Source organism: Nocardia sp. NPDC059154, assembly GCF_042755705.1.
Lineage (GTDB): Bacteria > Actinomycetota > Actinomycetes > Mycobacteriales > Mycobacteriaceae > Nocardia.
Map to the genome: position 1 here is coordinate 169,398 of NZ_JBHZCS010000004.1, position 26,474 is coordinate 195,871.

Below are 26,474 nucleotides of genomic sequence, written 5' to 3' on the forward strand. Positions count from 1 at the left end.
ACGACGAGATCGGCCAGGTGGCAAAGGCGTTCACCCACGCCCACTCCGCCGCCGTGACCGCCGCCGTCACCGAGGCCCGCACCCGTGAGGGCGTCAAGGCGATGTTCCTCAATATCGCCCACCGCAGCCAGGTCATCGTGCACCGCCAGCTGGAGATCCTCGACGCCGCGGAGTCGTCGCAGGAGGATCCGGCGCTGCTCGACATCTACTTCCGCCTCGACCACCTGGCCACCCGCGAACGCCGCAACGCCGAGAACCTCATCATTCTCGCGGGCGGTCAGCCCGGCCGGCAGTGGCGTAATCCCGTGCAGCTGCTCGAGATCGTGCGCTCGGCCGTCGGCGAGACCCTCGACTACACCCGTGTCAAGATCGCGCGGCTGCCCGACGTGTCCATCGCGGGCAGCGCGGTCGCCGACCTCGTGCACCTGCTCGCCGAACTCGTCGACAATGCCGCCCACTTCTCGCCGCCGCAGTCGCAGGTCGAGGTGCGCGGCAACGTGGTCGGCAAGGGCGTCGCCATCGAGGTGATCGACCAGGGCATGGGCATGCCCGAGGAGGAGCTGGCGCGGATCAACGAGATCCTGCGCAACGCACCCGATTTCGGTGTCGCCATGCTGCCCGACGACTTCCGCCTCGGCCGCTTCGTGGTCGCCCAGCTGGCGGCCCGCAACGGGATCTCGGTGCGGCTCACCGAATCCGACTACGGCGGCGTGCGGGCCATCGTGCTGGTGCCCAACAGCGTGGTCGTGCAGCCCTCGGGCCGCACCGGCGAGATCCCGGTCGTGCCGCGGCAGCTGGATGCCGCCGAGCCGTCCGCGGCCTCGCTGGCGGTGGCCGCGCTGCCGCAGCTCCCCGCGGCGCCGGCGGTTCCCCCGTCGATGATCTCGAGCTACGAGCTGCCCATCGTCGGCTACGAGGCCTACACACCCCCGGCCGCACCGGAACCGCCCGTCGCGCCCAGCGCGCCGGTGGCCCCGTTCGCGCCCAAACCGGAGCCGTTCGGGCCGTCCACCGGCTCGCTGGTGCCGCCGGTCATGTCCTTCGGAGCCGCAACGCCGTTCGACCCGCCGACCAACCCGCGGCCGAACCCGAATCCGCCGGCCGAACCCGTCCCGCCGGTGGAAAACGGCTTCCGGTCTCGCGAATTCGGGCGCTCCCATTACACTGGCTCCGACGCCCGGCCCGCGCTCCCGCGTAGGCGCCGGCAGGCAAGTCTCGCACCGGAATTGGCGCAGGAGCAGTCGGCCCCCGAGTCGACGGTCCAGGCCACCCGCACGGCCGAGCAGGCCCGAGACCTTTTCTCCGCCATCGAAAACGGAACGAGGCAGGGCCGCCAGGCCGACCCCGGTTCGTTCGGGCCTGAGTCCCAGGCCTTCTTCGAAGGCACACAGTCGGAACGACAGGAAGGCGACGGTGACCACCTCAAACGCTGGTGATCTCAACTGGCTACTCGATGATCTGGTCGACCGGCTCGCAGGCGTCCGTCACGCGGTGGTGCACTCCACCGACGGGCTGCTGCTGGGCCGCTCCTCCGCCATGAGCCGCGAGGACGCGGAGCACTTCGGTGCCATGTCCTCCACCCTCTACGGCCTGGCGCGCAGCGCCGGAGGCAGATTCGACGGCGGCGGCGTCCGCCAGGCGGTCATCGAACTCGAGCGCGCGGTGCTGTTCGTGACCGCCGCCGGCAGCCACGCCTGCCTCGCGCTACAGGCCACCGAACAAGCCAACCTCGGCATGGTCGCCTACGAGATGAACCTGACCGTGCAGCGCGTAGGCAACTACCTGTCCACCACCCCGCGCCACAATCTGGCCGGACAAGGCAACCCCCGACTGTCATGAGGCCGGGGCCGGGGGAACAGTGGTTCGATGACGCGGCCGGTCCGCTCGTGCGCCCCTACGCACGGACCGGTGGCCGAACCATGGGTGCGGGACACGATCTGGACATGCTCACGGTGGTGGTGGTCCCCAATGCCGCCCCACCGCTGCGTCGTGTCGAACCGGAGTACGCGGAAATCGTCCGGTTGTGCCGGCTGCCGCTGTCGGTGGCCGAGGTCTCGGCCGCCCTGCGGCTGCCGCTGGCGGTGACCAAAATCCTGGTGGGGGACCTGATTTCAGACAACATCCTCAACTTCCGGGCCCCGGCCTCCCCCGAGGCCGCGCCCGGTGACCTCAACATTCTGCGAGCGGTACTCGATGGCATTCGAAAACTCTGATACCGCCCAGCCCATGGCCGCCTCGGTGAAAATCCTCATCGCGGGCGGCTTCGGCGTGGGCAAGACAACGATGGTGGGGGCGATCAGTGAGATCACTCCGCTCCGCACCGAGGAACTCATTACCGAATTGTCCGCCGGCGTCGACGATCTGCGCGGCGTCGAGGGCAAGACCACCACCACGGTGGCGCTGGACTTCGGTCGTATCACCATCGACCAGAACCTGGTGCTCTACCTGTTCGGCACGCCCGGCCAGGACCGCTTCTGGTTCCTGTGGGACGAACTGGCCCGCGGGGCGCTGGGCGCGGTCGTGCTGGCCGACACCCGCCGCCTGGAGGGCTCGTTCGCGGCGATCGACTTCTTCGAACGCCGCGGCGTCGCTTTCACGGTGGCCGTCAACTGTTTCGAGGGCGCGCCCCTGTACACCCCGTCCGAGGTCCGCGACGCGCTCGACCTGGACGAGCGAATCCCGGTACTGCTGTGCGACGCCCGCGACCGCGGCTCGTGCAAGAACGTGCTGATGACGCTGGTCGAGTACCTCATCGACCGGGCTGCCACCGCCGGCGTGCACTGACAGCTGTCCCGGAATACGAGGCGAGCCCGCCCGGAGAAATCCGGACGGGCTCGCCTCGTATTCGCGTGTGCGGCAGGTCAGTTGGGCACGACGTCGGCGAAGTCGCCGATCCAGCGGTGCGAGCCGCGCGGGCTGTTCGGCTCGCCCCGGCGGGTGACACCGATGGCCTGCCAGCCGGCCGCCACGGCGGCGTCGACCTCGTCGGGGTGGTCGGACAGGAACAGGATCTGGTCGGCAGGGACGCCGATGGCGCTCGCGATCTTCTCGTAGGAGGAGGCTTCGCGCTTCGGGCCCGCGGTGGACAGGTCGAAGTGCCCGCTGATCAGCGGGGACAGATCGCCGCCCCGGGCGAACGCGAACCAATCCTTCTGATTGCGAACCGAACCCGAGGAGTAGATGTAGAGCTCCAGACCGGCGTCGCGCCAGGCGCGCAGCACCGGCGGCACGTCGGGGAAGAACTCGCCGTGCAGGGACCCGTTGCGGAAGCCCTCGGCGCAGATGATGCCCTGGGCGGCCTTGAGCGGCTCGGACTTCACGTCGGTATCGAGCCACTCGATGAGGATCCGGGCCACCTCGGCGGCGTCGGCGCCGGGGCGGTTCGCCTGGGCGCGGGTGGCCTCGAGGATGGGATCCGCTGCGCCGCCGGTGTTCTCGGCCAGCCAGGCCGGGAGCCGGTCGCGGGTGTAGCCGTAGAGGTCCTCCCGCACCGAACTGGTCGGGCTGGTGGTTCCCTCGATATCGAGCACGACCGCCTTGATCATGCCGGGGCCAGCAGTTCGTCGAGGGTCGGGAAGCCGGACGAGATCTTGTCGCCGGTGAAATCGCCGATCCAGCCGTCCTCCTCCTCGAAGAAGCGCACGGCCACGAACTCCGGTCGGGTGCCCATGTCGAACCAGTGCAGGGTGCCGGCCGGCACCGAGACCAGATCGCCCGCGGTGCACACGGTGGCCAGCACCTCGTCGCCCAGGTGCAGATAGAAGCAGCCCGCGCCGGCCGCGAAGAAGCGGACCTCGTCCTCGGCGTGGCGGTGCTCGTCGAGGAACTTGGTGCGGGCGGCGACCGCCTTGTCGGGCCACTCCGGATCGCTGTCGTCGGGGTGGATGCGCGCCACGTCGATGAACTTGTAGCGGCCGTCGGCATTCAATTCGTCGATGCGGCCCTGGTATTCGGCCAGCAGCTGCTCGGTGGTGGTGGCGGCGCTGAAACCCTCCAGCAGCGGCCAGCGCTCGAAGGTGATGCCGCGCTCGGCCAGCTCGGCGGCGATCACCGCGTCATCGTCGGTGCGCAGCACGACATCACCGGCGTCCTTGTCGGACATGATCTGCAACAGAGTCATAGGAGGTTCCTTTCTCGGAACGCAGTATTCAGTTCATACATGGTCGCCCACCGGAATCTCGCGGTGTCCGGTCAAGGCGGTCAGCTGACACATGGCCTCGAGGCACTCCGCGCGATCGCGCGCCTGTGCCAGGCTCGAACCCCAGGCGGTGATGCCGTGCCCGGCGATGAACAGCACCGGCGGGGCCTCCGGATGCTCGGTCAGGTACTTCTCGATATCCGCGCCGATCTGCGGAACATCGGCGTGGTTCGGGAACACGGGGATGTCGATGACATCCGGGCGGGCCGAACCGAGGCCCTTGATGAGCTCGTAGCCGGCGAAACGCGCTGTGGTGACGCCTGATCCGGCCGTCGTGATCGAGACGGCCGTGGCGTGCGGCGGGTGCACGTGCACCACCGCGTCGGCACCGCGGGTGCGGTAGACGGCGGTGTGGATGGTGGTCTCCGCCGAGGGCTTGCGGCCGGAAGCGTCGACGGGCTTGGAGTCGACCACGGCGACGGTCACCATGTCGAAGGCGGTGAGCTCGCCCTTCGACAACCCGCTGGCGGTGACGAGGGCCGTATCGCCCTGGCGCACCGAGATATTGCCGGCCGTGCCGGGCATCCAGCCGCTGGCGTACAGGCCGCGCGCGATCTCCGCGATCTCCGCGCCCGCCGCCGACTTCGGGGTGGTCAGCGCCGACGCGGAAGTCCGCGCGGCCGCCGGGTCCTCGAGCACCCCGAACTCGGTCACCACCGCGGTCACCAGCTCGGCCGGAGTGACGTCGAAGGCCGGGTTGAACGTCTTCGTGCCCTCGGGAGCCGTTGCGACGCCGCCGAATCCGGTCACCTCGGTCGCGGCGCGCTGCTCCACCACGATGTCGGAGCCCTTCGCAGTCGAGATGTCCCGCGTCGATTCGGGTGCGACCACGATGAACGGAATGCCGTGGTGCTGCGCCGCGATGGCCACCATGTAGGTGCCGATCTTGTTGGCGACCGACCCGTCGGCGGTGATCCGGTCCGCGCCCACGACCACGGCGTCCACCTGCTCGGTGGCCATGGCCCACGCGGCGGCGGAATCGATGGTGAGCCGGTGCGGGATACCGGCTTCGGCCATCTCCCACGCGGTCAGGCGCGCGCCCTGCAGCAGCGGGCGGGTCTCGTCCACGATCACCTCGGCGAGCGCGCCCCGCTGATGCAGCACCCGCAGCGCGCCGATGGCGGTCCCCCATGCCGTGGTGGCCAGGCGGCCGGTGTTGCAGTGGGTGAGCAGCCGCAGCGGGCGGTCCGCGCACAGGCGCTGGATCAGATCGGCGGCCGCGGTGGCGGCGGCCAGATTCACCCGCCCGTCCTCGGCCAGCATGTCGAGGGCTTCGTCGAGCATGGCCTGCAATCCCTCGGGAAGCTTGGCCAGCGTGCGCTGCACACCCCAGGCCAGATTCACCGCTGTCGGCCGGGCGTCCGCGATCCGCGCGGCCTCGGCCTCGACCTGCCCGGCCTCGACCACGCCATCGGTGGTGGCGGCACGGGCCGCGATCACCACACCGAACGCGCCGCACACGCCGATCGCCGGCGCCCCGCGCACGGCCAGAGTCTTGATCGCATCGATGACCTCGTCGACCGTCGTGATCCGAAGCTCCCGCACCTCGTGCGGCAACGCCCGCTGGTCGATGGTGACGAGCGCACCGTCGGCCCACGCGATCGAACTCTGATCCATCTAGTTCTGTCCTCTTGACTGGAGAATTGCGGCGACGCCCACGGCCGTGGGCACACTCCACCGTATCGAACTCGGATCCGCGCCTGACCGGCAGGTTTCGGATCAGCGCAATCCGAATGGCCGGTTTTCGTGCGGGATGCCCCGGGAACGGGTAGTGCGTCTTTCGGTGATGTCAGCTCGCGTCCGCGCGCCATACCGCTCTACCATCGCGGTATGGCGAGACCGCGTCGTACCCGCAAGATCACCGTGACGATGCCGGAGGAGATCGCTGCCACCCTCGACGATTGGCGCAGCACCGGCCGCATCGCCTCGATTTCCGCGTTCGTCGCCGAATCCGTGAAGGCCCGGGTCGATCGGGCCGAATCGCTGGCCCGCCTGGAGAACGCGCTCGGCGGCCGCCCGCCGCTGGATCTGATCAACCGTGCCCGTGCCGTGCAGGGGTTGCCGCCCTTATCGGACAAGGAGGATCCCGGCGATCACGCCGGCGCGGCATGACCCCCGCCGCCCCGACGCTGGGCGGTGTCGTGTTCGACACCGCAGCGCTGACCGCCTGGGCGCATCGCGTGGCATACGTGCAATCGGTGGTGTGGGCGACCGCGGACGCGGGCCACACCATCATCGTCCCGGCCACCGCTCTCGCCGCGGCCCGCGCGCTGATTCCACCCGGCCGCCTGGACATCCTCTCGGTGCTGCTGGATCTGCCGAACACCGTCATCCAGCCCCTCGACCGCCCGGCCAGTGATCATCTGGGCGACACCCTCGCCGATCGCCCCGACGCCGACGCACTCATTCCGGCTGGGCATGCGACTCTCGAAGCGGTGAGCCGGGATTGGCCGTGCCTGACCGACCGCCCCGATACGCTGCGCAAGCTGGACCCGCGTGTCCAGACGGACAAGTTGCCCTGAGCTTTCGGATCCGGCTGCGGCCCAAGGGCTATCGGTCAGGCGCGTCCCAGCGCGAGGGTGACATTGTGGCCGCCGAAGCCGAAGGAGTTGCTCAGCGCGTACCGGAGCTCCTGATGGCGCGGCTTGTCGGCCACCACATCCAGCTCGGTATCCGGGTCCGGGGTCTCGAAATTCAGTGTGGGCGGGACGATCTGCTCGTTGAGCGTGCGCAGGGTGAGCATGGCCTCGAGGGCGCCGACCGCGCCGATGGAGTGGCCGAGGGCCGATTTGGGTGCGTACACCGAGGCATGCGGCGCGACCGTCATGATCGCCTTCGCCTCGGAGGCATCGCCGATCTGGGTGCCGGTGGCGTGGGCATTGACGTGGTCGATGTCCGCGCCGGTCAGGCCGGCCGTGGTGAGGGCCTTGCGCATGGCGCGGGCGGCGCCGTCACCGTCGGGCGCGGTGCCGGTGATGTGGTAGCCGTCCGAGGTGATGCCCGCGCCGAGCACCCGGCCGAGCATCCGTGCACCCCGCGCCCGCGCATGCGCTTCCGACTCCAGCACCAGCAGCGCGCCCGCCTCGCCGAACACGAACCCGTCCCGGTCCCTGTCGAAAGGCCGTGAGGCGCGCTCGGGTTCGTCATTGCGGGTGCTCATGGCCCGCATCATGGCGAAACTGGCGATCGGCACCGCGTCGATGTGTCCCTCGACGCCGCCTGCCACGACCACGTCGGCCTCACCGGTGGCGATCAGCCGCCAGCCGTGCGCAATGGCCTCCGCGCCCGAGGCGCAGGCCGAAACCGGCGCGTACACACCGCCTTTCGCGCCGATCTCCAATCCGACGGTGGCCGCCGAACCGTTGGGCATGACCATGGGCACCGTCATGGGCGGCACCTTCCGGTAGCCCCCGGCCTTCATCAGGTCCACGGCATTGACCAGTGCCTCGCCCCCGCCGAGCCCGGTGCCCACGGCGACCGCCAGCCGTTCCGCCTCGACGTTCGGCGTCCCCGCCTCCCGCCAGACCTGCCGGCTCAGTACCAGTGCCAGCTGCTGCACGAACGACATCCGCCGCTGCTCGATCCGGGTCAACTGCTCCCCCGGCTGCGCGACCAGCCGCCCGCCGATCCGCACCGGCAGGTCGTTGTCGGTGACGAAATCGTCTGTGAGCGTGCCGATCCCGCTGTCCCCCACCAGCAGTCGCGACCAGGTGGCGTCGAGGTCTGCCCCCAGGCAGGTGGTTGCCGCCATTGCCGTCACCACGACGCCCCGGCGAGTTTCTGTACCAGTCGTTACACTCATGCTGACATGGATACCTGTACCACCCGCTACAGTCAACCCGTGCCCCGCCCACTCGACCACGCCCGCCGCGCTCAGCTCCTCGAAGGCGTCATCGCCTACATCGCCGAGCACGGCCTGGCCGAACTCTCCCTGCGCCCGCTGGCGGAATACCTGGGCACCAGCTCCCGCATGCTGATCCACTACTTCGGAACGAAAGAGGCAATGCTGGTCGCCGCCTTGGAAACCCAGCGGCCCGATATCGCCGCGCTGTTCTCGGGCATCGACTCCGCGGAGGTGCTCCGCGAGCGACTCTCGGCGTCCTTCGTGATCAACACCGCAGGCCAGTTCGCGACCAGCCTCCCGGTGCTGCTTCAGGTTCTCGGAGCGGCCACCGTCCCCAACAGCCCCTTCAAGGCCTACGCGACCGACGCCATCCTGGTGCTCATCACCGCAATGACCCGGTCCCTCGGCCGAATCGACCCCACCATCCCCGACCCCGAGGCCTCGGCCACCCTGCTGGTCTCGGGTATGCGCGGCCTGATCCAGGACTGGTGGGTCACGGGCGACACCACCCGGGTCCACCGCGCCGTGAACCTCCTCATAGCCCAGGCCATCCCCACGCCCTCGTGAACAGCGAACATGCCTTGGCGCACATACCGGAAAGGGTGCTGCGCCAAGGCATGCCGGCGGGTCAGGCCGGAGTGAGGGCAGGGCGATTGCGCAGGATTGCGCCGATGGCCAGCACCGACAGCGCCAGCAGGGTCAGTGCGAAGGTCGTCGCGCCGGTCGAGAGGCCGACGATGTCGCTCAGGTACCCGGCGCTGACGGGCAGCAGACCGGCGGGGATGTAGCCGCCGATATTGAACGCCGCATTGGCTTCTGCCAAGCGAGCGACCGGGACGGCATGGTTGAGCAGGGAGAGCCCACCCAGCTGGCCCAAGCCCTGGCCCGCCCCGGCGAGCAGCGCCGAGGCGATCAGGGAGGTCGGTGACTGGGTGTGGACGGCGATCACGAGGGTGAGCATCGCGAGAGCGGTCGCGGTGGCGGAGATCGCCATCGTCGCCGGGCGCGGCAGGGATCGGGCGGCGAACTGGACGGCGGTGGCGGTGAAGAACATCGCGAAGGCCATGGCGCCGGCGACGATTCGGCTCGTCGTGCCGAGCAGGCCGGACAGCAGGGCCGGGCCCAGGGACAGCACGAAGGATGTGGCCGTGATTCCGGGCGCGAACACCGCGATGCCGAGGAAGAGCTGGCGGCGGTTCGCGTGGGGCACCCGGGGCACCCGGATCCATGAACCCGCACCCCGGTGCGCCGGACGGCCGACGGGCATCCGCAGTACCGTCACGAAAGCGGTTGCCAGCAGCGCGATCTCGACCAGGAAGACGGTGACGGTCGGGGCCGGGACGGTCTCGGACAGGACACCGGACAGCAGCGGGCCGACGCCCGCGCCCAGCACCATCGCCGTCGAGGCGAAGAGCGCGCCCAGGTGCTTGCGCTCAGGTCCGGCGACATCGGTCACGGCGGCCATGCCCGCCGACACCGCAGCGCCCACCGCGATACCGGTCAGCAGGCGAGCGATCATCAGCGCGATCACATTCGGCGCGGTGGCGAAGATCAGACACGCGGCCGCCGCGAGGATCAGCGCCGGGATCAATACGGCCTTGCGGCCGAGCCGGTCCGAGGCGACGCCGGACACCAGCAGCGATCCGAGCAAACCGACGATGTAGAACGCGAAGACCACGGTCATCGTGCCCTTGGAGAACCCGAAGTCGCGCTGCCACAGCACATACAGCGGCGTTGCCGCGTTCGAGAGCACGAAGACCGCGGTCACCGGCCACGCCGCGAGCCAGATCCACCACGTCGGGGCGACGCGAGATGCGATTCCGAGATCGATCGGCTCCGCGGTCTGTGCCGGACGAGATTGTGTCGCAACCACTTCCACTACCTCCACTCACAGTTCGAATCGACTCGAACTAGTACGAACGAAGTCGAACATAGCATGCTGTACGATCAAAGTCGTACAAGCGCCGATAGTGAGGAGTTCGTCGATGCCGGCCGAGCAGCGCCCCGCGCCGAAGTTCACGCTCCCCGCGGAACCGGCCGTCGTGCCGGATCCGTTGCCGGAACCCGGACTCGACGAGCTGCGACTCGAGACCGTCATGGGCGCGCTCAGTGACCCGCTGCGGCTGCACATCGTCCAGAAGCTGCTGCTCGAATCCGAGGCCTACGACCACTCCTGCGGCTGGTTCGGCATCGACCGCCCGAAATCGTCACTGACGCACCACTTCAAGGCGCTGCGCGAAGCCGGCATCACCCGCCAGCGCCAGTACGGCCTCGAACGCCGCAGCCAGGTCCGCATCGACGACCTCGAAGACCGCTTCCCCGGCCTGCTCGACCTCGTCGCCGCCTGGGAGCCCGCGGACTGACGCCCGCTAGGCTGCGCCCATGCAGACGGAGCGGGAGCAGCGGCTGATCGACACCGTGGCCTGGGTGCGAATCGAGGACGGTCACATATTGTGCGCGCGGCCGCGCGGCAAGAACGTCTTCTTTATCCCCGGCGGCAAACGCGAGGGCGCGGAAACCGATCTGCAAACCCTCGTCCGCGAGATCCGCGAGGAGCTCACGGTCGAACTCGCGCCGGACACCGTCGCCCACGTCGGCACCTACGAGGCCCTGATTCCCGACGCCGTCGTGCGCATGGCCTGCTACACCGCCGAGTACTCCGGCACGCTCGCGGCCAGTAGTGAGATCGACGAGCTCGCCTGGTTCACCTACGCCGATCGGCCGCATGTCCCGCCCGTGGACCAGCTCCTTTTCGACGATCTGCAGGCCGACGGCCTGCTCGCACACGGCTGACCGTTCCGGGCAACTAGAACATGTTGTTGACAGTGACCTTCGGGTAGGCATCGAGAGGCTGGTCCGAATGTAGAACATGTTCTAGTGTGGTGGGCACAACATTTCCAGTGCCGGAAAGTTCAGAGGAGCCCACCACACCATGCGTACCGAGATCTGTGATCGCCTCGGCATCGACGTACCCATCTTCGCCTTCACCCACTGCCGGGACGTGGCCGCCGCGGTCAGCAATGCGGGCGGTCTGGGTGTGCTCGGCGCGGTCGGGTTCACCGCCGAACAGCTCGAGGTCGAGCTGCAGTGGCTCGACGAGCACGTACAGGGCGTCTACGGCGTGGACCTGGTCATCCCCTCCAAGTACGAGGGCAAGGGCGTCGAGGGCCTGAGCCCCGAGGAGCTGGAAGCCCAACTGGCCAAGCTGGTTCCGCAGGAGCACCGCGACTTCGCCGAGAAGATCCTCAACGACCACGGCGTGCCGCACCTGCCGCCGGAGGAGCACCACAACCAGCTGCTGGGCTGGACCGCCACCACGGTCGCTCCGCAGATCGAGGTGATCCTGAAGCACCCCAAGGCCAAGCTGGTCGCCAACGCGCTGGGCACCCCGCCCGATGACGTGATCAAGCAGATCCAGGACTCCGGCCGCCTCATCGGCGCGCTGTGCGGTTCGGTCAAGCACGCGCTCAACCACAAGAACGCCGGGCTGGACTTCGTGGTCATGCAGGGCACCGAGGGCGGCGGCCACTGCGGTGAGATCGCCTCCATGGTGCTGTGGCCGCAGGTCATCGACGCCATCGGCGACATGCCGGCGCTCGCGGCCGGTGGTATCGGCAATGGCCGCCAGGTCGCGGCCGCCCTCGCCATGGGCGCGGCGGGCGCGTGGACCGGCTCGCTGTGGCTGACCGTCGAGGAGGCCAATGTGCCGCCCGCCCAGATGCAGACCTACATCGACGCCACCAGCTCCGATACCGTGCGCTCGCGCTCGTGGACCGGCAAGCCCTGCCGCATGCTCAAGAACGACTGGACCGAGGCCTGGGAGCAGCCGGAAAATCCGAAGCCGCTGGGCATGCCGCTGCAGATGATGGTCGCTCTCGACGGCGTCAAGCGCGGGCACCGGTATCCGGAGCAGGCCAAGGACGTGAACTTCAATCCGGTCGGCCAGGTCGTCGGCATGATGAACAAGATGGAGCGCTCCGCCGACGTGGTGCAGCGGCTCATCACCGAGTACCTGGAGTCCTGCGAGCGGCTGAACAAGCTCAACAACGCCTGATTCTCAGGATATCGACACCGCCTGATGCTCAGGCGATTCGGCGCGTCGGGTAGGGGCTGCCCGGCGCGCCGACGCGTCTCCGGCGGGCGCGCGGCACCAGGTCGCGGGCTGCCGGCTCGGAGCATCGGCCGGCGCTAGGGTTGTCCCCATGGGGAAGGTCGAGCGGGTGCTGCGGGCTGCGTACTACGCGCTGCTCTCGGTGCCGGTTGCCTTCGCGCCCACGGGGGTTCGGGCCCGGGTGGTGCGGCGAGTGTTCCGGGCGCCGTTCGAGCTGCGGGAACCGGGACCGTGGCGGACCGCCGGGCACACGGTGCTGGCGGTCGCGGTCGGACTGGTCGCCTGGTTCGCGGCGTTTCTGATGGTGCTGGCCGCGGTGCGCGGCATCTTCTATCCCCTGGTGGCAGCGCACGATTTCGAACATTCCTGGGGCGGGCCGACATTGGCCGGCGCGTGGGCGGTGCATTTCGCCGGGGGCGCGCTGCCGCTCCCCCTGTGGGTACTGCTCATCGCTGGGTTCGGAAGGCTCGAACAGCGTCTCGCCCAGCGGTTGCTGGGCCGCAGCGGGCCGTGGTGGCCGGTACCGGTGGCCATCGCGCTGTGCGCGGGCGGCGTGGTGTTCTTCATAGCCTGGTGGCATCAGATCTAGCGCGACACTGTCAACGCGCCGGAAGCCGAGCGGAAATCCTTGCACCGTCATTGTTTCCGATCTCGGGGCGACTCAGTATGGAATTGCGGCGGGTGCGCCACGAGTCCGGTTCCGGACGCCGATTCTCGGGGTGCGGTGTGACACCGGTCTCCGAAACCCTCGTGCGGCTTGCCGTTTCGGGTCGCTGATTGCCAAGGTTTGCGGGATATGTTGCACACGAAGCCGTCACGCCTGTCGAAGCCCCTGTCCCCGGCCGCCGCGGGCGGTGATGCGCGGTGACATGGTCGAAGATCCGTTCCTCCCCCACCCTGCGCCGCGCCTTGAAAGCGGCGGTGTCGCTGCTGTTCGTGATCGTGCTGGCCATCGTGGCCGCCGTCCTCGAAAAGCATGTCGGCACCGATAAACCGGACGCGAGCGGCCCGCCGATTCCGGATCGCGGCGCTCAGCCGGCTGGATCGGCCAAGGAGATCAGCAGTCTGCTGGGCAAACTGAAGGTGGCCGACGAACTGCCGATGACCGGTTACTCCCGCGACCGATTCCCGCACTGGGACACCGACAAGCCCGAACACGGATTCGGTGACGCCTTCGCGCAATACAGTCGCTGCACCACCCGAGACGTGGTGCTACTACGCGACGCGACCGGGCCGGTGAAGCTGGATCCGAGCAGCTGCAAACTGAGCGTCGGCACCAATGGCGGCTGGCGCGACCAGTACGGCGTCATGGACAAGAAGACCAATGCCCTCAAGCCCTACAAGTGGACCACCGATTCGTCGGCCCTGGACATCGACCACATCGTGGCGCTGGCCGAGGCGTGGCGTTCGGGTGCTGCGAACCTCGACGACGACACCCGTCGCCATATCGCCAATGACGCGCTGAACCTGGTGATTTCCGATCCCACCGCCAACCGCTCCAAGGGCGACCAGGATCCGTCCAGTTATCTGCCGCCCGGGACTTTCCGGTGCGCCTATATCGGGCACTACATCCAGGTGAAAGTAAAGTACGGATTGAACGTCGATGCCAAGGAGCAGACCGCACTGCAGACCGCGGTGAAGGACTGTGTCAGCAAGGGAGAGTTCACATAGTCGCCGTCGTCGAAATCCGCAGCGAGGCAGCCGTCATGACCCGGGAAGAGGGAACGGTCTCCGGGGATCTCGATGTGGCGCTGGATTATTCGGGCCACGGGCTGGTGCGCTATCGCGGCACCGCCACCTGGTACACCATCGGCAATCTCGAGGACGAGGAACCACGCAGCTGGACCAGCGTGCAGGATCTGGCCACCGCCATCGAGAACGAGAGCGGTGACCGCGACGCCGCCGGCAATGTGCTGCCGTTCGAGGCGTGAGCGCTAGTCGCGCACGGCTTTCAGGGCCTCGGCCCGCGTCTTGACGGCGTCGGTCATGCCCTCGAACCCGGTGGTCAGCGCGCCGCCCAGCAGGCCGGCGACCACCGGGGCCAGCGGCCCGTTGAGCTGGAAGTGCGAGAAGTAGCGGGTGCGGCCGTCCGCCAGCGGGGTCAGGGTGTGCGAGCGCTCGCTGGTGAGCAGGCCCAGCGGCGCGGGCTTCATGTTGTAGCTGAATTCCTTACCCGGTGTGTGGGAACGGATGAACTCGCGCTGCTGCTTGGGCTTCGGCCCGACCAGCCGCACCTTCATATCGATCGGCGACCCCGGTTCGAGAGTGGTCTTGCACTCCAGGCAGAAGGGATTCCATTCCCCGTACTTGTCCACCTCGGTGAGCACCTGCCAGACCAGCTCGGCGGGCGCGTCGATCTCCACGCTTTTGTCGATGACGAAGGCCATAGGGGAACAATACTGAAACCAGTTCTAGACGGTGGGGCGGGCCGTCACTCCGCGCAGCGATGACCCTCTCACCCTCACGAGTGATCCGGGACGCGATCGTGCCATCACCGCTGCGGCCCCATCGAATTCCTGCTCCGCACAATCACCTACGGCCCCCAGCGACTACGCCCGTCCCCCAGTACCGTCGAACCATGACCCTCGCCGACCGCTACCCCGTCCTCCACACCCCCGCCCGGTGGGAGTGGGGCGGCCTCGACGTCCAGTTCTCCACCGACCTCCCACCGGACCACCTGGTCACCAACATCCACGTCGTCTGCTTCCTCGCCGACCGCATCGTCCTCTGCCGCGACGACCGGAACCGCTGGATCCTCCCCGGCGGCACCCGCGAGGCCGGAGAATCCATCGAGTCCTGCGTAATCCGCGAACTTGCCGAGGAGGCCGGCGCCGAACTGTCCGGCCCCTTCCACCACTTCGGCGCCCACTACGCCACCACCGACCGCCCCACCCCCTACCGTCCCTGGCAACCCCACCCCCACAAAGCCTGGCTCTGGTGCACCGCCGACGTCACCCTCACCGGCCGCCCCACCAACCCCGATGACGCAGAACAAATCCTGGAAGTCCGCGCCTTCCCCCTCGCCGAGGCCATCCACCTGGCAGCCACCGACGGCCCCCACGTCCCCGAACTACTCGAACTGGCCGCCGAACTTCACCCACGCTGACCCCGAGAACCGCAGCGCCCGTCAACCATCCAATCGACTGAATGGAACGACTGCCGAATAAGGGCTCTCCAACAGCAATGCGTCTTCATGGGTTTCCGCGAGCCGATAGGTCCGCGCGGCCCAATCGAGCCGGTACTCCTGGATCATCTTCACGTAGAGATTCGAGTCCAGATAGACGATCAGATAGACCGGACGTCAGGGCAAGGTAACCGTACGCGCCGGATCCCGGAACCCTGGGGATGCTCGGATGCCATGCCCAGCTGATGACTATCGGGGCAGTTGTGACGGCTAGGGACACAGGGCGTCGCCGAGCAGGCCGGTGATGTCCGGGTCGGTGTCCGGGGAGTCGTTCATCGCGATGGTCACCGCGCGGCTCTCTCGGGTGGCGCCGGAAATGGTGAGGTAGCCGGCGATTTCGCCGACGTGGCCGAAGTATTGTGCGCCGCAGGGAAGTTGGATCGCGCCGATGCCGAGGCCGTAGTCGAGGGGGCTATCGGGGGAACGGGGTGTGGTTGTCAGCATGTCGTGCAGCTGCGCGTCGGCGACGATCTTCCCGGCGAGCAGGGCCATGAAGAAGCGGTTCAGGTCGTTGCCGGTGGAGATCAGTCCGCCTGCCGACCACCCCACCGACGGCTCGGAGCGGGTGACGTCGGTCGGGACGCCGCCGACGAGGGTGTAGCCCTGCGGGTGCGGGCCGCGGAAGCCGGTCTCGCCCGGACCGGGCAGGTAGGTGTCGGCGAGCTGGTTCGGGATGGTGATTCGGCCCGCTAGCTCTTCGGAATATGTTCTGCCCGTCACCTTTTCGACCAGCATCCCCGCGACGATGAAATTGGTATTGGTGTACTTGAACCGCTCCCCCGGCGCGAACTGCGCGGGGCGGCGGAGCGCGATCGCGATCTCCTCGGCGGGAGTGAAGGTGCGGCCCCCGGCCGCGGCGCGCACCTCGTCGAGTTCGGGGTCGTCGGAGAGTTCCGGCAGTCCACTGCGGTGCTGGAGGATCTGGCGCACCGTGATCACGCGCCCGTCCACGCCATTGCCCCTGAGGAGCCCGGGCAGATAGGCGTCGACGGGTTCGTCGAGCCGCACTTTCCCTTCCGACACCAATTGCATGATGAGTGCCGCTGCAAAGGTTTTGGAGATGCTGCCGACCCGCACCTGCTGCGGCGGTGCCATCGGAATCGGCGCCCGGCTGGTACGGTCGCCGACCCCGGCGGTGAGGGTGATGGTCTGCCCGTTCTCGGTGAGGGTCGCGATCACCCCGGTGGTCCCGGCCCGCACCAGCCCGTCGATGTCGTCGCGAATCCGCTCGACCCGCTTGGGCGACACCGCCATCGGGGTGGTGGAGACCGACTGCGGCGCCGAGGTGGTCATACTCCCGCATCCCGCGGCCCCCACCAGCGCCAGCACTGTCACCGTCAGCCCGATTCGCATATCTCGACGGTAGGGGCGGCGGCGGACCGGGACATCCGGGCAACCCCTGAGTCCGTCCCTGAGAATCTACCCGGATACCGATGCGGCCTTCGGCATTCGCGCTGCCAGGCCCAGCGCCCCCGCGGCCACCGAAGCGCCGGCGATCACGTACCAACCGTGCTGGAAGGCGTCGAGGGTCGCCTGCGCGCCGGCGGGCGTGCCGAGCACCGCCACCAGAACGGCCACACCCACCGCCATTCCGAGCTGTCGCGCCATGCTCAGCACCGCCGACCCCGTCGCGAACTGCTGCGGCGGCAGCCCCGCCGTCCCCGCCGCCACACTGGTCGGCATGGTCAGGCCGACGCCCAGACCGGTCACCAGCATGCCGCCGAGCAGCCCGGCCGGATAGTCCGGCCGCAGCGTGATCGCCTGCGCCCACCAGACGATTCCGGCCGCGAACGCCACCCCGCCGAGCGCGAGCACCGGCCCGACACCGATCCGGGCGATCAGCCGGCCCGCCGACACCGCCACCAGCGGCACGATCAGCGGCCCGGGCGCGATCCCCAGCCCGGTCTGCAAGGCCGACCACCCCCACACGTTCTGCATCCACAGCACCGCCGACAGCAGCATCCCCGCGAACGCGATATTGAACAGCAGTGAATTGCCGAGCATGAGAGCGAAATTCGGCACGCGCAGCAGCCCCGGATCGACGACGGGACTGTGATGGCGACGCGACGAGACCAGGAATACCACCGCGAACACGGCGGTCGCCACGAACGCGCCGATGACACCGGGCGACCCCCACCCCCAATCCTCGCCCTTGATGACGGCCAGAATCAGCGACGCCACCGACCCGATCAACATGAGCGCGCCGACCCCGTCCGGCATCGATCCGCCCGTACCGCTCGGCCGTGGCAACAGCCGCGCTCCCAGCACCAGCGCGATGATCCCCAGCGGCACGTTCACCAGGAACACCCAGCGCCAATGCAGTTCGACCAGCAGTCCGCCGATCACCGGCCCCAGCGCCGCACCCAGACCACCGAACGCCACCCACAGCCGCACCGCCGTCGCCCGGCGCTCGGCCGGTGTCGCGGCCAGCAGCAGGCCCAGTGAGGATGGTGTCAGCAACGCCGCGCCCGCTGCCTGCAGGACACGGAAGGCCACCAGCGCACCGGTATTCCACGCCACCGCACACAGCGCCGACCCCAGCACGAAGACGCCCAGCCCCGTCAGGAACGCGGTCTTGTTCCCGTTGCGGTCACCCAGCCTCCCGGCGGGAACCAGCAGCGCCGCGAACACGATGGAATACGCGTTGAGCACCCACGACAGTCCCGCGATCCGGGCTCCCGAGAAATCCTGGGCGATCCGCGGCAGCGCCACATTGACGATGAACAGGTCCAGGCTGGACAGCAGCACCGCCACCGCGACGATCCCGAGCACCACCCGCGGATCGACCCGCCGTTCCTCCTGCACGACAACGGTGCTCATTGTTCTCCCCCATACGTCCGGCCGTCGGCCCGAGTGAGTTTTTTCATGAGACGGACCATAGGCGAGTAAGTCTCTTCAAGCAACCGACTATGCTGGGGTCATGCGGCGAACCAGCTTCGAGGACATGAACTGCTCCATCGCCCAGTGCCTGGAGGTGGTGGGCGAATGGTGGACCCTGCTCATCGTCCGTGACGCCCTCTTCGGCATCACCCGCTTCGACGACTTCCGCTCCCGCCTCGGCATCGCCCGCAATGTCCTCACCCAGCGCCTGGAACACCTTGTCGCCCAAGGCATCCTGGACAAGACCCCCTATCAGGACAACCCGGTCCGCTACGACTACCTGCTCACCGACAAGGGCCGCTCCCTGTGGACGATCCTGGCCGCCATGCGCCAATGGGGCGACGAATGGGCCGCCCCCGACGGCCCCCCGATCGAATCCGTCCACAAATCCTGCGGCCACGTCATGACCGTCCAGCCCGTCTGCTCGGAATGCGGCGATCAGCTGACCGTCAAGGACCTACGCCCTCAATTGGGCCCAGGCGCTCACGACCCGTCCCTGCTGCCTGGCAGCAACTGACGGACAAAACCCACTCGACAGCAGTCAGGGCGTGAATCCTTCGGGCCATCCTGTGGTGTCGTCGTACATCGCGTCGCCGACCGGATGCTGCCGGTCACGATTGTCGGCGAGTAGGTCCGCGACGTTCGGTGCGGTGCGAGACGCAGGCGCTCCGGGCCGGTCCGAAGCGTAGAATTCCGTGTCATGTGTGGGCCGAAGGGGCTCGCGCACAACGGATTCGGGGGGATCTCGCGATGTCGGACCTGCGTGGAGCGCGATGGACCTGGCGGTTTCTGGTCGCGTTGGCCATCACGGGCGGGTTGTGCCTTGCCAGTTTGGTCAGCTACATCGTCAACTTCGACCATGTGGAGCATTGGGGCCAGCTGTTCGCGGTGCTGACAGTGGCATCGGCAGCCCTGTTCTGGTTTGTGGGGTGGGTCCCGCTGCGGTCACGGAACCGGCGGTGACCGGGCGATCTGCGTCAGGCAGCGCGGACTGTTGTGACGGGCTGGCCGGTGGCCTTGGCGATGCGGGGTAGCTCGGCGGTGAGCTGGGCGGTGGGGACGGGTGCGCCGTCGAACATGGAGATGGTCAGGTCGCCCTTGTCGAGGTCCCAGGTTCCGGTGATCCGGCCGCCGGTCAGGACGAGCGGGGAGATCCAGCCTGCGGTGCGACTGACCTTGGCGCGGTGGTCGCCGGGGAGGAGGACGGTGTCGCCGGTGCCGGGGCCCAGGACGTACTGGTCGAACTGGCCGAGGAGGTGGACCGCGGAAGTTGGTTCGGTCCTGGCGAGTTCGTCGAGGTGGGCTGTGAGGAAGTAGCCGCGGCGGCCCTCGACGTCGATCTCCGTCAGCTCGTTGCCGAGGTCCGAGAACCAGCGGCGCACAGTCGGTTTGCTCAGGAAGCCGCGAGTCAGCCAGGTATTGAAGATCTCCGGGGTGGCGGGACCGTAGGCGCCGAGGTAGGCGCGGATGATGGTGGGCGCGGCGGCATCCGGGTCGGGGATGCCGGACCAGCCCGGGATGACGTGCGCGGGATTGGTGAAGGTGACCGACGTGCCGCGGGACGGGCCGTGGCACAGTGCGCCCTGCCAGGCCAGGGGCTTCAGCATCGAACCCCAGCCGGAGCGCAGGTGGTCCTCGAGCGGCTGGAATCGCCGCTCGGCGATCAGCTCCGCGACCAGCTCGTCGCGAGTCAGCACGCGCCCGTCGAGAATGTCGCCGACCGCCTTGACCAGCGCCGCCACATCATCCGGTGTCGCCCCGGACGCCCTGGTCCACGCGGGCTTCTCCCACGTACGTGCCGACCCCATGAGCGACAACGCCGCGGCCCCCTGCTCCGGCGTGAGCGCGTGCAGCGTGCAGCGTGCCACGCATCGCCCATGTCTTCATCAGCGCACCCTCCCCCAGCGCCGCCACCACCACACCGGGCTCACCCGCCGAACGCCGCAGCGCCACAGCGGTTTCCGCCGCCGAGGTCACCTGCGCCTGCACCCCGCACAGCCGCTCGACCACGGCCACGGCATCGCTCTTCGTCCGCGGATCCACGAACTGCCGCTGGACCCGCCAGCTGAACACCTGATCCCACGAAACCCGCACTGCGCCTCCCGCACCCGCTCCGCACGCCAGCCGCACGACGGCCCCAGCTTACGGCCGACCCCCGACACGATCGGCCATCTCCGCTGCGCCGCCGCCCTTCCGGCACAACATCCTCCGAGGCGTCCCGTGGACACGACGCATGGGAACCGCTCGGGCGATCGCAACTGAGCGGTCTACGTCGTCCTCGACACTGCCGTTCGGCCGGCGGCGACAACAGGCCTGAGGCGCCGATTCGGGCGTGGGTCTCAGAGGCGTTCGATGATGGTGGCGTTGGCCAGGCCACCCGCCTCGCACATGGTCATGAGGCCGTAGCGGCCGCCGGTCTGTTCGAGGTGGTTGAGCATGGTGGTGAGGATGCGGGTGCCCGAGGCGCCGAGCGGGTGACCCAGGGCGATGGCGCCGCCGCGCGGGTTGAGCTTGGCCGGGTCGGCGCCGAGCTCGTGCGCCCAGACCAGCGGCACGGGTGCGAACGCCTCGTTCACCTCGTAGACGTCGATGTCGTTGATGGACAGTCCCGCTCGCGCCAGCACCTTGCGGGTGGCCGGGATGACAGCGGTGAGCATGAGCAGCGGATCGTCACCGGTGACGGCGAAGGAGTGGAAGCGGGCGCGCGGCGTCAGGCCGAGCTGGGCGGCCTTCTCCTCACTCATGATGAGCGCCGCCGACGCGCCGTCGGTGAGGGGCGAGGAGTTGCCGGGGGTGATGGACCATTCGATTTCCGGGAACCGGGCCTTGAATTCGGCGTCCACGAAGGCCGGCTTCAGCCCGGCCAAGCCCGCGACGGTGGTGCTGGGGCGGATGGTCTCGTCGGCCGTGAGCGATCCCGCCGGGACCAGTTCGTTGTCGAAGCCTCCGGATGCCGCGGTGGCGGCGGCCAATTGGTGCGAGCGCGCCGCGAATTCGTCGAGCGCGGTCCGGTCGAACTTCCAGCGCGCGGAGATCACCTCGGCGGAAATGCCCTGCTGCACAAGCCCGTCCGGGTACCGGTGCGCGATGGGCCCGCGATTGGCGTCGCGGCCCTGGGTGTTGGAGAACATCGGCACCCGCGACATGGATTCCACGCCGCAGGCGATGGCGATGTCGTAGGCCCCCGCGATGACACCCTGCGCCGCGAAATGGGCGGCCTGCTGTGAGGATCCGCACTGCCGGTCCACCGTCGTGGCGGGCACCGCTTCCGGGAAGCCGGCCGCCAGCACCGCGGTGCGGGAGATATTGAAGGCCTGCTCGCCACTCTGGGTGACGCAACCGCCGATCACATCATCGACCAGCGCGGGATCGATCCCGGTGCGCTCGACCAGGCTTTCCAGCACGCCCGACAGCAGTGTCGCCGGATGCAGTTCCGACAGGCCGCCACCGGTTTTCCCCTTCCCGGAGGGGGTGCGGACAGCGTCGACGATGACGGCGGAGGTCATGACTTCTCCTTGTTCCCACTGGACATTCCAGTTGCGAATTCCGGTTAACATACGCACTGTACCGCACCGGCAGCGCGGCGTCACCGGCGCGAATTTGCCCCTCCGGGCCGACATCCCGCGGATTGCTAGCCTGTTGCTGTGACTGCGACCGGCAAGCAACCCCAGAAGCCCTTCTGGGATCTCGAGATGCGGCTGTCCGCGGTGCTGTCCATGCTGGCGGGATTCATCGGCGCGGCCGCGTACACCCACTCGGAGGGCTATTTCGTCACCTTCATGACCGGCAATACGGAACGCACGATTCTCGGCAACTTCGCCGGCGACCCGGCCCTGGCCGGCGGCGCGGCCGCGATCATCGTCTGCTTCCTGGCCGGCGTCTTCATTGCCTCGATCTGCCGCCGGTACTGGTGGACCAACCACCCGCACGGCGCGACCATGCTCACCACCGGCGCGCTGCTGCTCGCGGCCATCGTGGACGCCGTGCTCGGCGAGCGTGGTATCGGCCTGGTCCCGATCCTGTTCGTCGCCTTCGGCATGGGCGCGCTCAACACCTCCTTCGTCAAGAACGGCGAGGTCTCCATTCCGGTCAGCTACGTCACCGGCACCTTGGTGAAACTCGCGCAGGGCATCGAGCGGCACGTCTTCGGCGGCGGCACTGTCCGTGACTGGCTCGGCTATGCGACGCAATATGTTTCGTTCAGCGCGGGCGCGCTCATCGGTGGCCTGGTGTCGCTGGTGGTGAACGGTTCCTCGATGCTCAATGCCGCGGTCGTCGGTTCGCTACTGGTCGCCGGATACACCTGGCGGGCCGACATTCGCTGGATGCGGCGCATCGCGCGCCTGAGCGCCGACGGCGATTGAGTCATGTCACAGCCGCGCAACACTTGGCTAATTAATCGCAAACGGCCCGAACTGGTCATATTCTGCTGAATATGACAACCAGCAAAGAGGGAGTTTACGAAGGGCCGGTCCATGCACTGGCCCGCAGCGCGTGGCAGTCGATCCTGGTCACCGGCCTTCTCTCGGTGGTGCTGGGCATCCTGGTGCTGGTGTGGCCCGGACCCACCCTGGTCGTCGCCGGTGTCCTGTTCGGCATCTACCTGCTTGTATCCGGTGTTTTCCAGCTGATCGCGGCTTTCGGAGTGCACATCAGCACCTGGATGCGGGTGCTGTCCTTCATTACCGCCATCCTGTCGTTCATTCTGGGCTTCTTCTGCTTCCGCAACGAGTTCCAGGCCATCGGCCTGCTGGCGCTGTGGATCGGCATTACCTGGATCTTCCGTGGCACCGCGGTGCTGGTGGCCGCGATGTCCGATGCAGCCGTCCCGGGCCGGGGCTGGCAGATCCTGTTCGGCATCCTGCTCATCGTCGGTGGTGGTCTGCTGATCGTGGAGCCGTTCCGCTCGATCACGGCCCTGGTCGTGGTGGTCGGCTGCTGGCTGATCGCCATCGGCGTCTTCGAGGTGGTCTCGGCCTTCCTGGTGAAGAGCCGCGCCAAGGATGTGCCCACCGCCGTCTGACCGCTTCGATCCGTGTAACCCACGGCGGTCGCCCTCCCCGGGCGGCCGCCGTTTCTCGTGCCGCACAACCCGGTTCAGCGCAGCCGCTTGGGCCGCTTGTCCATCAGCCGCAGGATCAGCGGCGTGAAGATGAGCTGCATAGCCAGGTCCATCTTCCCGCCCGGCACCACGATGCTGTTGGGCCGCGACATGAACGAATCGTGCAGCATGGACAGCAGATACGGGAAGTCGATGACCTTCGGATCGGCGAAGCGGATCACCACGAAACTCTCGTCCGCGGTCGGAATGGTCCGGGCGGTGAAGGGATTCGAGGTGTCCACCGTGGGCACCCGCTGGAAGTTCACGTAGGTCCGCGAGAACTGCGGGCAGATGTGCTTCACGTAGTCGGGCATGCGCCGCAGAATGGTGTCGATGATGGCCTCGCTGGAGTAGCCGCGTTCGGTCTTGTCGCGGTGCACCTTCTGAATCCACTCCAGATTGATGATGGGAACCACGCCCACCAGCAGATCGGCATAGCGGGCCACATCGACGCCGTCGCCGACCGCCGCCCCGTGCAGGCCCTCGTAGAACAGCAGATCGCTGCCCGGCGAGAGCTCCTCCCACGGCGTGAACGTGCCCGCCGGCTGTCCGAAGGGTTTGGCTTCGTCGTCATCGTGCAGGTAGCGCCGCACCGCGCCCACACCGGTCTCCCCGTACTCGCGGAACAGTGACTCCAGTTCGGTGAGCAGGTTCGCCTCCGGCCCGAAATGCGAGAAGGTCAGGTTGCGATGCTGTTCGGCCTCTGCCATGGCCAGCTTCATCTCGTTGCGGTCGTAGCGATGGAACGAATCCCCTTCCACGATGGCCGCGCTGATTCCCTCGCGGCGGAATATCTCCTGGAAGGTTCGCGTGACGCTGGTCGTCCCCGCACCGGACGACCCGGTGATCGCGACCACGGGATGTTTGACCGACATGGCACCTCCTCGATTGCCGGACAACAGCTTTCACACACCCGGCAGCTCAGTGCCGGGACGCGCGGAACAGGGAGCGGGAACCGAAGAGCGAGGCGTCGAAACTGGGCCCCTCCTCCGGTTCGCGGTGATAGCGCTCGATCCGTTCGACCTCGTTGCGGGAGCCGAAGATGAACGGGATCCGCTGGTGCAGCTCCTCGGGCCGCACATCCAGCACCCGTTCGTGCCCGGTGCTGGCCGCACCCCCGGCCTGTTCGACGATGAAGGCGATCGGATTGGCCCCGTACAGCAGCGAAACCCGGCCCGGGCGTTCGGGATTGCGGGTATCGCGCGGATACATGTAGAGCCCGCCGCGGGTCAGGATGTGAAAGGTGTCGGCCACCAGCGAGGCGACCCAGCGCATATTGAAGTCCCGTCCGCGCGGGCCGTCCACGCCTTCGAGGCATTCGTGGACGTAGCGGCGGACGGGGCGTTCCCAGAACCGCTCATTGGCGGCATTGATCGCGAAACCGGAAGTGTCGTCGGGGATTCGCATACGGGGATGGGTGAGCACGAACGCGCCCACCTCGCGGTCCAGCGTGAACCCGTCCACCCCGTTGCCGGTGGTGAGCACCAGCATGGTCGCGGGCCCGTACAGCGTGAAGCCGGCGCACACCTGCTGGACGCCCGGCTGGAGGAAGTCGGTGCCGGCCGCCTCGCGCCCGTCCTCCGGAGCGCGCAGCACGCTGAAGATCGTTCCCACCGGCAGATTCACGTCGATATTGCTGGATCCGTCCAGCGGATCGAAGGCCAGCAGATACTTCCCGCGCCGGTACTCGGTCGGCACCTGATGGCATTCGCGCATCTGCTCCGACACCAACGCCGCCAGCGGCCCGGTCCACTGGCTCTCGGCCACCATGATGTCGTTGGCGATCGCGTCCATCTTCCGGTGCACGGTGACCGGCAGATTCTCGGCATCGGACGCGCCCAGGGAGCCGACGATCGCTCCCCGGGTCACTTGATTCCCGATGATCTTGGTTGCGGTGGCGAGCACGTTCAGCAGCGCCGAGAACTCCCCGGACGATCCGGGATGCCGGTGCTCCTGCTCGATGGTGTAGCGGGTGAGGGTCTTCAATCCTTCGGGCACAATCGCTCTCAATTCGTCATGGAGGGGCCCCCTCGTCGGCGAGGGCGTCCGCGAACACACTGCTGCCGAGGACATCGCTGTCCGTAAGGGTGATCAGATCCGTGCGACCGACCGGCCGGTGCAGTTCGACCAGGCGTTTGGCCTGCCGCAGCCGGCAGCGCTCGAGGGCATTGCGCACGCTGCGCGCATTGGCGAAACGGGGGCGGGCCATGCGCAGCTTCAGATAGCGCGAGAAGGCCTGCGCGGCTTCCGGATCGAAGCGGAAGTTCTCCTGGCGCACCATCAGTTCGGCGATGGCCATGAGCTCGTCGTGGGTGTAGTCGGGGAACTCGATGTGGTGGGCCACCCGGGAGGACAGGCCGGGATTGGCGGAGAAGAAGGTCTCCATGCGGTCCGGATAGCCGGCGAAAATGACCACCAGGCTGGTGCGTTCGTTCTCCATCTCCTGCAGCAGGATCTCGATGACCTCCTGCCCGTAGTCGCGCTCGTTCTCGGGGCGGAACAGGTAGTAGGCCTCGTCGATGAACAGCACTCCCCCGGCGGCCTTGGCGAGGGCCTCCTTGGTCTTGGGCGCGGTGTGACCGATGAACTGGCCGACCAGGTCATCGCGGGTGACGGTGTGCACCTTGGGTTTCCGGATGTACCCGAGGGCGTGCAGCATCTCGGCCATGCGCAGGGCGACCGTCGTTTTCCCGGTGCCGGGCCCGCCGGTGAAGCTCATGTGCATGGTCGGGCGGGTAGCCTGGAGCCCGAAACGCTGACGGGCGCGATCGATCAGCAGCAATGCCGCAATTTCCCGCACGCGGCGTTTGACGTTCGCCAGACCCACCAGTTCCGCGTCGAGGCGGGCGAGAGTGTCCTCGACGTCCTTGCCCGCGACATCCGTCGACAGATCCAGCAGGGCGTCGTCGGCCAGCATCTCCGGTGGGTCGGAAGCGGGGCGGTGCAGGTGGTCGGCCGCCGAATCCTCCGGTCGGGGAGGACCATCGGCGGCCGTACCGCGCACCGGTGCGGGGCTCGTGACCCCGGGCCGATGCATCTGGAACCCGCCCGCCGGGTGGGCGGGCTCAGGTTTTCGGTCGCCCTGTGCCCCGGGGAGTTTCGCGCTCCAGATGGCCCCCCGGTTCGAAAGCTGTTTCGCCGACATAACTTTGGCCC

General features: G+C 68.1%; 31 protein-coding genes and 1 pseudogene. 18 read left to right on the forward strand and 14 right to left on the reverse strand.

What is annotated here, in order from left to right:
• The 4 genes from ACFXN1_RS05835 to ACFXN1_RS05850 form a co-directional block, all read left to right on the forward strand.
• On the forward strand, window positions 1–1,436 hold a 1,436-nt coding region (locus tag ACFXN1_RS05835), incomplete at its 5' end, for a sensor histidine kinase (protein ID WP_379463504.1).
• Window positions 1,414–1,839: a roadblock/LC7 domain-containing protein gene (locus ACFXN1_RS05840; RefSeq protein ID WP_040857697.1), complete on the forward strand. Its 426-nt coding sequence runs from the start codon at window positions 1,414–1,416 to the stop codon at window positions 1,837–1,839. The genes ACFXN1_RS05835 and ACFXN1_RS05840, both read left to right, overlap by 23 nt.
• Window positions 1,836–2,213 carry a DUF742 domain-containing protein gene (locus ACFXN1_RS05845; protein WP_354832682.1) on the forward strand — a complete coding sequence of 126 codons (378 nt, stop codon included), beginning with the start codon at window positions 1,836–1,838 and terminating at the stop codon, window positions 2,211–2,213. Before ACFXN1_RS05840 ends, ACFXN1_RS05845 begins: the two co-directional genes overlap by 4 nt.
• Complete coding sequence (locus ACFXN1_RS05850) at window positions 2,194–2,784, forward strand: ATP/GTP-binding protein (RefSeq protein ID WP_379396932.1); 591 nt, start codon at window positions 2,194–2,196, stop codon at window positions 2,782–2,784. Before ACFXN1_RS05845 ends, ACFXN1_RS05850 begins: the two co-directional genes overlap by 20 nt.
• Window positions 2,785–2,861: 77 nt before the next feature.
• On the opposite strand, the gene mtnC is transcribed toward ACFXN1_RS05850, so the two are convergent.
• The 3 genes from mtnC to mtnA are packed head-to-tail and all read right to left on the reverse strand — an operon-like array spanning window position 2,862 to window position 5,815.
• Window positions 2,862–3,545 (reverse strand): acireductone synthase, encoded by a 684-nt coding sequence (gene mtnC / locus ACFXN1_RS05855; RefSeq protein WP_379441381.1) that lies wholly within the window; start codon window positions 3,543–3,545, stop codon window positions 2,862–2,864.
• The gene (locus tag ACFXN1_RS05860) at window positions 3,542–4,120 is read right to left on the reverse strand and encodes an acireductone dioxygenase (protein ID WP_379441382.1); all 579 of its coding nucleotides are present in this window, start codon (window positions 4,118–4,120) and stop codon (window positions 3,542–3,544) included. Before ACFXN1_RS05860 ends, mtnC begins: the two co-directional genes overlap by 4 nt.
• A gap of 33 nt (window positions 4,121–4,153) precedes the next feature.
• Window positions 4,154–5,815, reverse strand: a complete 1,662-nt coding sequence (gene mtnA / locus ACFXN1_RS05865) for an S-methyl-5-thioribose-1-phosphate isomerase (protein ID WP_379441384.1) — start codon at window positions 5,813–5,815, stop codon at window positions 4,154–4,156.
• Between the two features lie 213 nt (window positions 5,816–6,028).
• Between mtnA and ACFXN1_RS05870 the strand changes: the two genes are divergently transcribed.
• A complete protein-coding gene (locus ACFXN1_RS05870; protein ID WP_354832698.1) occupies window positions 6,029–6,310 on the forward strand; it encodes a hypothetical protein in 282 nt (93 codons plus the stop codon).
• The gene (locus tag ACFXN1_RS05875) at window positions 6,307–6,720 is read left to right on the forward strand and encodes a hypothetical protein (RefSeq protein ID WP_033091132.1); all 414 of its coding nucleotides are present in this window, start codon (window positions 6,307–6,309) and stop codon (window positions 6,718–6,720) included. The genes ACFXN1_RS05870 and ACFXN1_RS05875 overlap by 4 nt, the downstream gene beginning before the upstream one ends.
• 35 nt (window positions 6,721–6,755) lie before the next feature.
• On the opposite strand, the gene ACFXN1_RS05880 is transcribed toward ACFXN1_RS05875, so the two are convergent.
• Window positions 6,756–8,000 (reverse strand): KasA/KasB family beta-ketoacyl-ACP synthase, encoded by a 1,245-nt coding sequence (locus tag ACFXN1_RS05880; RefSeq protein WP_379463505.1) that lies wholly within the window; start codon window positions 7,998–8,000, stop codon window positions 6,756–6,758.
• Window positions 8,001–8,039: 39 nt separating this feature from the next.
• On the opposite strand from ACFXN1_RS05880, the gene ACFXN1_RS05885 reads away from it, so the two are divergent.
• Window positions 8,040–8,609 carry a TetR/AcrR family transcriptional regulator gene (locus tag ACFXN1_RS05885; protein ID WP_379441386.1) on the forward strand — a complete coding sequence of 190 codons (570 nt, stop codon included), beginning with the start codon at window positions 8,040–8,042 and terminating at the stop codon, window positions 8,607–8,609.
• Between the two features lie 61 nt (window positions 8,610–8,670).
• Here the strand turns inward: ACFXN1_RS05885 and ACFXN1_RS05890 are convergent, their stop codons facing one another.
• On the reverse strand, window positions 8,671–9,915 hold the full coding sequence (locus ACFXN1_RS05890; RefSeq protein ID WP_379441388.1) for an MFS transporter: 1,245 nt from the start codon (window positions 9,913–9,915) through the stop codon (window positions 8,671–8,673).
• Between the two features lie 112 nt (window positions 9,916–10,027).
• Between ACFXN1_RS05890 and ACFXN1_RS05895 the strand changes: the two genes are divergently transcribed.
• From ACFXN1_RS05895 to ACFXN1_RS05920, 6 genes and pseudogenes are all read left to right on the forward strand, one after another.
• The gene (locus ACFXN1_RS05895; protein WP_379441389.1) at window positions 10,028–10,405 is read left to right on the forward strand and encodes an ArsR/SmtB family transcription factor; all 378 of its coding nucleotides are present in this window, start codon (window positions 10,028–10,030) and stop codon (window positions 10,403–10,405) included.
• A gap of 19 nt (window positions 10,406–10,424) precedes the next feature.
• A complete protein-coding gene (locus ACFXN1_RS05900; protein WP_379441390.1) occupies window positions 10,425–10,835 on the forward strand; it encodes an NUDIX domain-containing protein in 411 nt (136 codons plus the stop codon).
• A 139-nt stretch (window positions 10,836–10,974) separates the two neighbouring features.
• A complete protein-coding gene (locus tag ACFXN1_RS05905) occupies window positions 10,975–12,096 on the forward strand; it encodes a nitronate monooxygenase family protein (RefSeq protein WP_354832725.1) in 1,122 nt (373 codons plus the stop codon).
• 139 nt (window positions 12,097–12,235) lie between these two features.
• Window positions 12,236–12,742 (forward strand): annotated as a pseudogene (locus tag ACFXN1_RS05910) (sensor domain-containing protein); the annotation flags it as partial.
• A gap of 275 nt (window positions 12,743–13,017) precedes the next feature.
• Window positions 13,018–13,824: an HNH endonuclease family protein gene (locus ACFXN1_RS05915; RefSeq protein WP_379441392.1), complete on the forward strand. Its 807-nt coding sequence runs from the start codon at window positions 13,018–13,020 to the stop codon at window positions 13,822–13,824.
• Between the two features lie 35 nt (window positions 13,825–13,859).
• Window positions 13,860–14,084 (forward strand): hypothetical protein, encoded by a 225-nt coding sequence (locus ACFXN1_RS05920; RefSeq protein ID WP_379441393.1) that lies wholly within the window; start codon window positions 13,860–13,862, stop codon window positions 14,082–14,084.
• Window positions 14,085–14,087: 3 nt separating this feature from the next.
• Here ACFXN1_RS05920 and ACFXN1_RS05925 read toward each other — a convergent pair whose 3' ends face one another.
• Window positions 14,088–14,540 (reverse strand): SRPBCC family protein, encoded by a 453-nt coding sequence (locus ACFXN1_RS05925; protein ID WP_379441394.1) that lies wholly within the window; start codon window positions 14,538–14,540, stop codon window positions 14,088–14,090.
• A 191-nt stretch (window positions 14,541–14,731) separates the two neighbouring features.
• Between ACFXN1_RS05925 and ACFXN1_RS05930 the strand changes: the two genes are divergently transcribed.
• A complete protein-coding gene (locus tag ACFXN1_RS05930) occupies window positions 14,732–15,259 on the forward strand; it encodes an NUDIX domain-containing protein (RefSeq protein WP_379441396.1) in 528 nt (175 codons plus the stop codon).
• A gap of 288 nt (window positions 15,260–15,547) precedes the next feature.
• Here the strand turns inward: ACFXN1_RS05930 and ACFXN1_RS05935 are convergent, their stop codons facing one another.
• Both ACFXN1_RS05935 and ACFXN1_RS05940 read right to left on the reverse strand, forming a co-directional pair.
• The gene (locus ACFXN1_RS05935) at window positions 15,548–16,690 is read right to left on the reverse strand and encodes a serine hydrolase domain-containing protein (protein ID WP_379441397.1); all 1,143 of its coding nucleotides are present in this window, start codon (window positions 16,688–16,690) and stop codon (window positions 15,548–15,550) included.
• Between the two features lie 66 nt (window positions 16,691–16,756).
• Window positions 16,757–18,157: an MFS transporter gene (locus ACFXN1_RS05940; protein WP_379441398.1), complete on the reverse strand. Its 1,401-nt coding sequence runs from the start codon at window positions 18,155–18,157 to the stop codon at window positions 16,757–16,759.
• A 100-nt stretch (window positions 18,158–18,257) separates the two neighbouring features.
• Here ACFXN1_RS05940 and ACFXN1_RS05945 point away from each other — a divergent pair, with 100 nt between their 5' ends.
• Together ACFXN1_RS05945 and ACFXN1_RS05950 are read left to right on the forward strand one after the other, a co-directional pair.
• Window positions 18,258–18,734: a winged helix-turn-helix transcriptional regulator gene (locus tag ACFXN1_RS05945; RefSeq protein WP_379441400.1), complete on the forward strand. Its 477-nt coding sequence runs from the start codon at window positions 18,258–18,260 to the stop codon at window positions 18,732–18,734.
• Between the two features lie 233 nt (window positions 18,735–18,967).
• A complete protein-coding gene (locus tag ACFXN1_RS05950; RefSeq protein ID WP_379441401.1) occupies window positions 18,968–19,180 on the forward strand; it encodes a hypothetical protein in 213 nt (70 codons plus the stop codon).
• A gap of 14 nt (window positions 19,181–19,194) precedes the next feature.
• Here ACFXN1_RS05950 and ACFXN1_RS05955 read toward each other — a convergent pair whose 3' ends face one another.
• From ACFXN1_RS05955 to ACFXN1_RS05965, 3 genes are all read right to left on the reverse strand, one after another.
• Complete coding sequence (locus tag ACFXN1_RS05955; RefSeq protein ID WP_379441402.1) at window positions 19,195–20,025, reverse strand: DNA glycosylase AlkZ-like family protein; 831 nt, start codon at window positions 20,023–20,025, stop codon at window positions 19,195–19,197.
• Window positions 19,961–20,311, reverse strand: a complete 351-nt coding sequence (locus tag ACFXN1_RS05960) for a DNA glycosylase AlkZ-like family protein (protein WP_379441404.1) — start codon at window positions 20,309–20,311, stop codon at window positions 19,961–19,963. Before ACFXN1_RS05960 ends, ACFXN1_RS05955 begins: the two co-directional genes overlap by 65 nt.
• Window positions 20,312–20,556: 245 nt before the next feature.
• Window positions 20,557–21,723 carry a thiolase family protein gene (locus tag ACFXN1_RS05965; RefSeq protein WP_379441405.1) on the reverse strand — a complete coding sequence of 389 codons (1,167 nt, stop codon included), beginning with the start codon at window positions 21,721–21,723 and terminating at the stop codon, window positions 20,557–20,559.
• A 186-nt stretch (window positions 21,724–21,909) separates the two neighbouring features.
• On the opposite strand from ACFXN1_RS05965, the gene ACFXN1_RS05970 reads away from it, so the two are divergent.
• A complete protein-coding gene (locus tag ACFXN1_RS05970) occupies window positions 21,910–22,581 on the forward strand; it encodes a YoaK family protein (protein ID WP_379441412.1) in 672 nt (223 codons plus the stop codon).
• Window positions 22,582–22,652: 71 nt separating this feature from the next.
• Entirely contained in the window at window positions 22,653–23,240 is a 588-nt protein-coding gene (locus ACFXN1_RS05975) for an HdeD family acid-resistance protein (protein WP_379396981.1), read from the forward strand.
• Window positions 23,241–23,314: 74 nt separating this feature from the next.
• Here the strand turns inward: ACFXN1_RS05975 and ACFXN1_RS05980 are convergent, their stop codons facing one another.
• Genes ACFXN1_RS05980 through ACFXN1_RS05990 form a run of 3 tightly spaced genes read right to left on the reverse strand, consistent with a single transcriptional unit; the run spans window position 23,315 to window position 26,463 of the window.
• A complete protein-coding gene (locus ACFXN1_RS05980) occupies window positions 23,315–24,193 on the reverse strand; it encodes a phosphoribulokinase (RefSeq protein WP_379381040.1) in 879 nt (292 codons plus the stop codon).
• Between the two features lie 46 nt (window positions 24,194–24,239).
• Complete coding sequence (locus ACFXN1_RS05985; protein ID WP_354832763.1) at window positions 24,240–25,316, reverse strand: class 1 fructose-bisphosphatase; 1,077 nt, start codon at window positions 25,314–25,316, stop codon at window positions 24,240–24,242.
• Between the two features lie 16 nt (window positions 25,317–25,332).
• On the reverse strand, window positions 25,333–26,463 hold the full coding sequence (locus ACFXN1_RS05990; protein WP_379463514.1) for an AAA family ATPase: 1,131 nt from the start codon (window positions 26,461–26,463) through the stop codon (window positions 25,333–25,335).
• Window positions 26,464–26,474 lie beyond the last annotated feature (11 nt).

Bases quoted from the DNA above. Each gene is read 5' to 3' on its own strand.
- ACFXN1_RS05845 (WP_354832682.1), top strand. From the start codon at position 1,836: ATGAGGCCGGGGCCGGGGGAACAGTGGTTCGATGACGCGGCCGGTCCG.
- ACFXN1_RS05850 (WP_379396932.1), top strand. From the start codon at position 2,194: ATGGCATTCGAAAACTCTGATACCGCCCAGCCCATGGCCGCCTCGGTG.
- mtnC (WP_379441381.1), bottom strand. From the start codon at position 3,545: ATGATCAAGGCGGTCGTGCTCGATATCGAGGGAACCACCAGCCCGACC.
- ACFXN1_RS05860 (WP_379441382.1), bottom strand. From the start codon at position 4,120: ATGACTCTGTTGCAGATCATGTCCGACAAGGACGCCGGTGATGTCGTG.
- mtnA (WP_379441384.1), bottom strand. From the start codon at position 5,815: ATGGATCAGAGTTCGATCGCGTGGGCCGACGGTGCGCTCGTCACCATC.
- ACFXN1_RS05870 (WP_354832698.1), top strand. From the start codon at position 6,029: ATGGCGAGACCGCGTCGTACCCGCAAGATCACCGTGACGATGCCGGAG.
- ACFXN1_RS05875 (WP_033091132.1), top strand. From the start codon at position 6,307: ATGACCCCCGCCGCCCCGACGCTGGGCGGTGTCGTGTTCGACACCGCA.
- ACFXN1_RS05880 (WP_379463505.1), bottom strand. From the start codon at position 8,000: ATGAGTGTAACGACTGGTACAGAAACTCGCCGGGGCGTCGTGGTGACG.
- ACFXN1_RS05895 (WP_379441389.1), top strand. From the start codon at position 10,028: ATGCCGGCCGAGCAGCGCCCCGCGCCGAAGTTCACGCTCCCCGCGGAA.
- ACFXN1_RS05900 (WP_379441390.1), top strand. From the start codon at position 10,425: ATGCAGACGGAGCGGGAGCAGCGGCTGATCGACACCGTGGCCTGGGTG.
- ACFXN1_RS05905 (WP_354832725.1), top strand. From the start codon at position 10,975: ATGCGTACCGAGATCTGTGATCGCCTCGGCATCGACGTACCCATCTTC.
- ACFXN1_RS05920 (WP_379441393.1), top strand. From the start codon at position 13,860: ATGACCCGGGAAGAGGGAACGGTCTCCGGGGATCTCGATGTGGCGCTG.
- ACFXN1_RS05925 (WP_379441394.1), bottom strand. From the start codon at position 14,540: ATGGCCTTCGTCATCGACAAAAGCGTGGAGATCGACGCGCCCGCCGAG.
- ACFXN1_RS05930 (WP_379441396.1), top strand. From the start codon at position 14,732: ATGACCCTCGCCGACCGCTACCCCGTCCTCCACACCCCCGCCCGGTGG.
- ACFXN1_RS05935 (WP_379441397.1), bottom strand. From the start codon at position 16,690: ATGCGAATCGGGCTGACGGTGACAGTGCTGGCGCTGGTGGGGGCCGCG.
- ACFXN1_RS05940 (WP_379441398.1), bottom strand. From the start codon at position 18,157: ATGAGCACCGTTGTCGTGCAGGAGGAACGGCGGGTCGATCCGCGGGTG.
- ACFXN1_RS05945 (WP_379441400.1), top strand. From the start codon at position 18,258: ATGCGGCGAACCAGCTTCGAGGACATGAACTGCTCCATCGCCCAGTGC.
- ACFXN1_RS05950 (WP_379441401.1), top strand. From the start codon at position 18,968: ATGTCGGACCTGCGTGGAGCGCGATGGACCTGGCGGTTTCTGGTCGCG.
- ACFXN1_RS05955 (WP_379441402.1), bottom strand. From the start codon at position 20,025: ATGGGGTCGGCACGTACGTGGGAGAAGCCCGCGTGGACCAGGGCGTCC.
- ACFXN1_RS05965 (WP_379441405.1), bottom strand. From the start codon at position 21,723: ATGACCTCCGCCGTCATCGTCGACGCTGTCCGCACCCCCTCCGGGAAG.
- ACFXN1_RS05970 (WP_379441412.1), top strand. From the start codon at position 21,910: ATGCGGCTGTCCGCGGTGCTGTCCATGCTGGCGGGATTCATCGGCGCG.
- ACFXN1_RS05975 (WP_379396981.1), top strand. From the start codon at position 22,653: ATGACAACCAGCAAAGAGGGAGTTTACGAAGGGCCGGTCCATGCACTG.
- ACFXN1_RS05980 (WP_379381040.1), bottom strand. From the start codon at position 24,193: ATGTCGGTCAAACATCCCGTGGTCGCGATCACCGGGTCGTCCGGTGCG.
- ACFXN1_RS05990 (WP_379463514.1), bottom strand. From the start codon at position 26,463: ATGTCGGCGAAACAGCTTTCGAACCGGGGGGCCATCTGGAGCGCGAAA.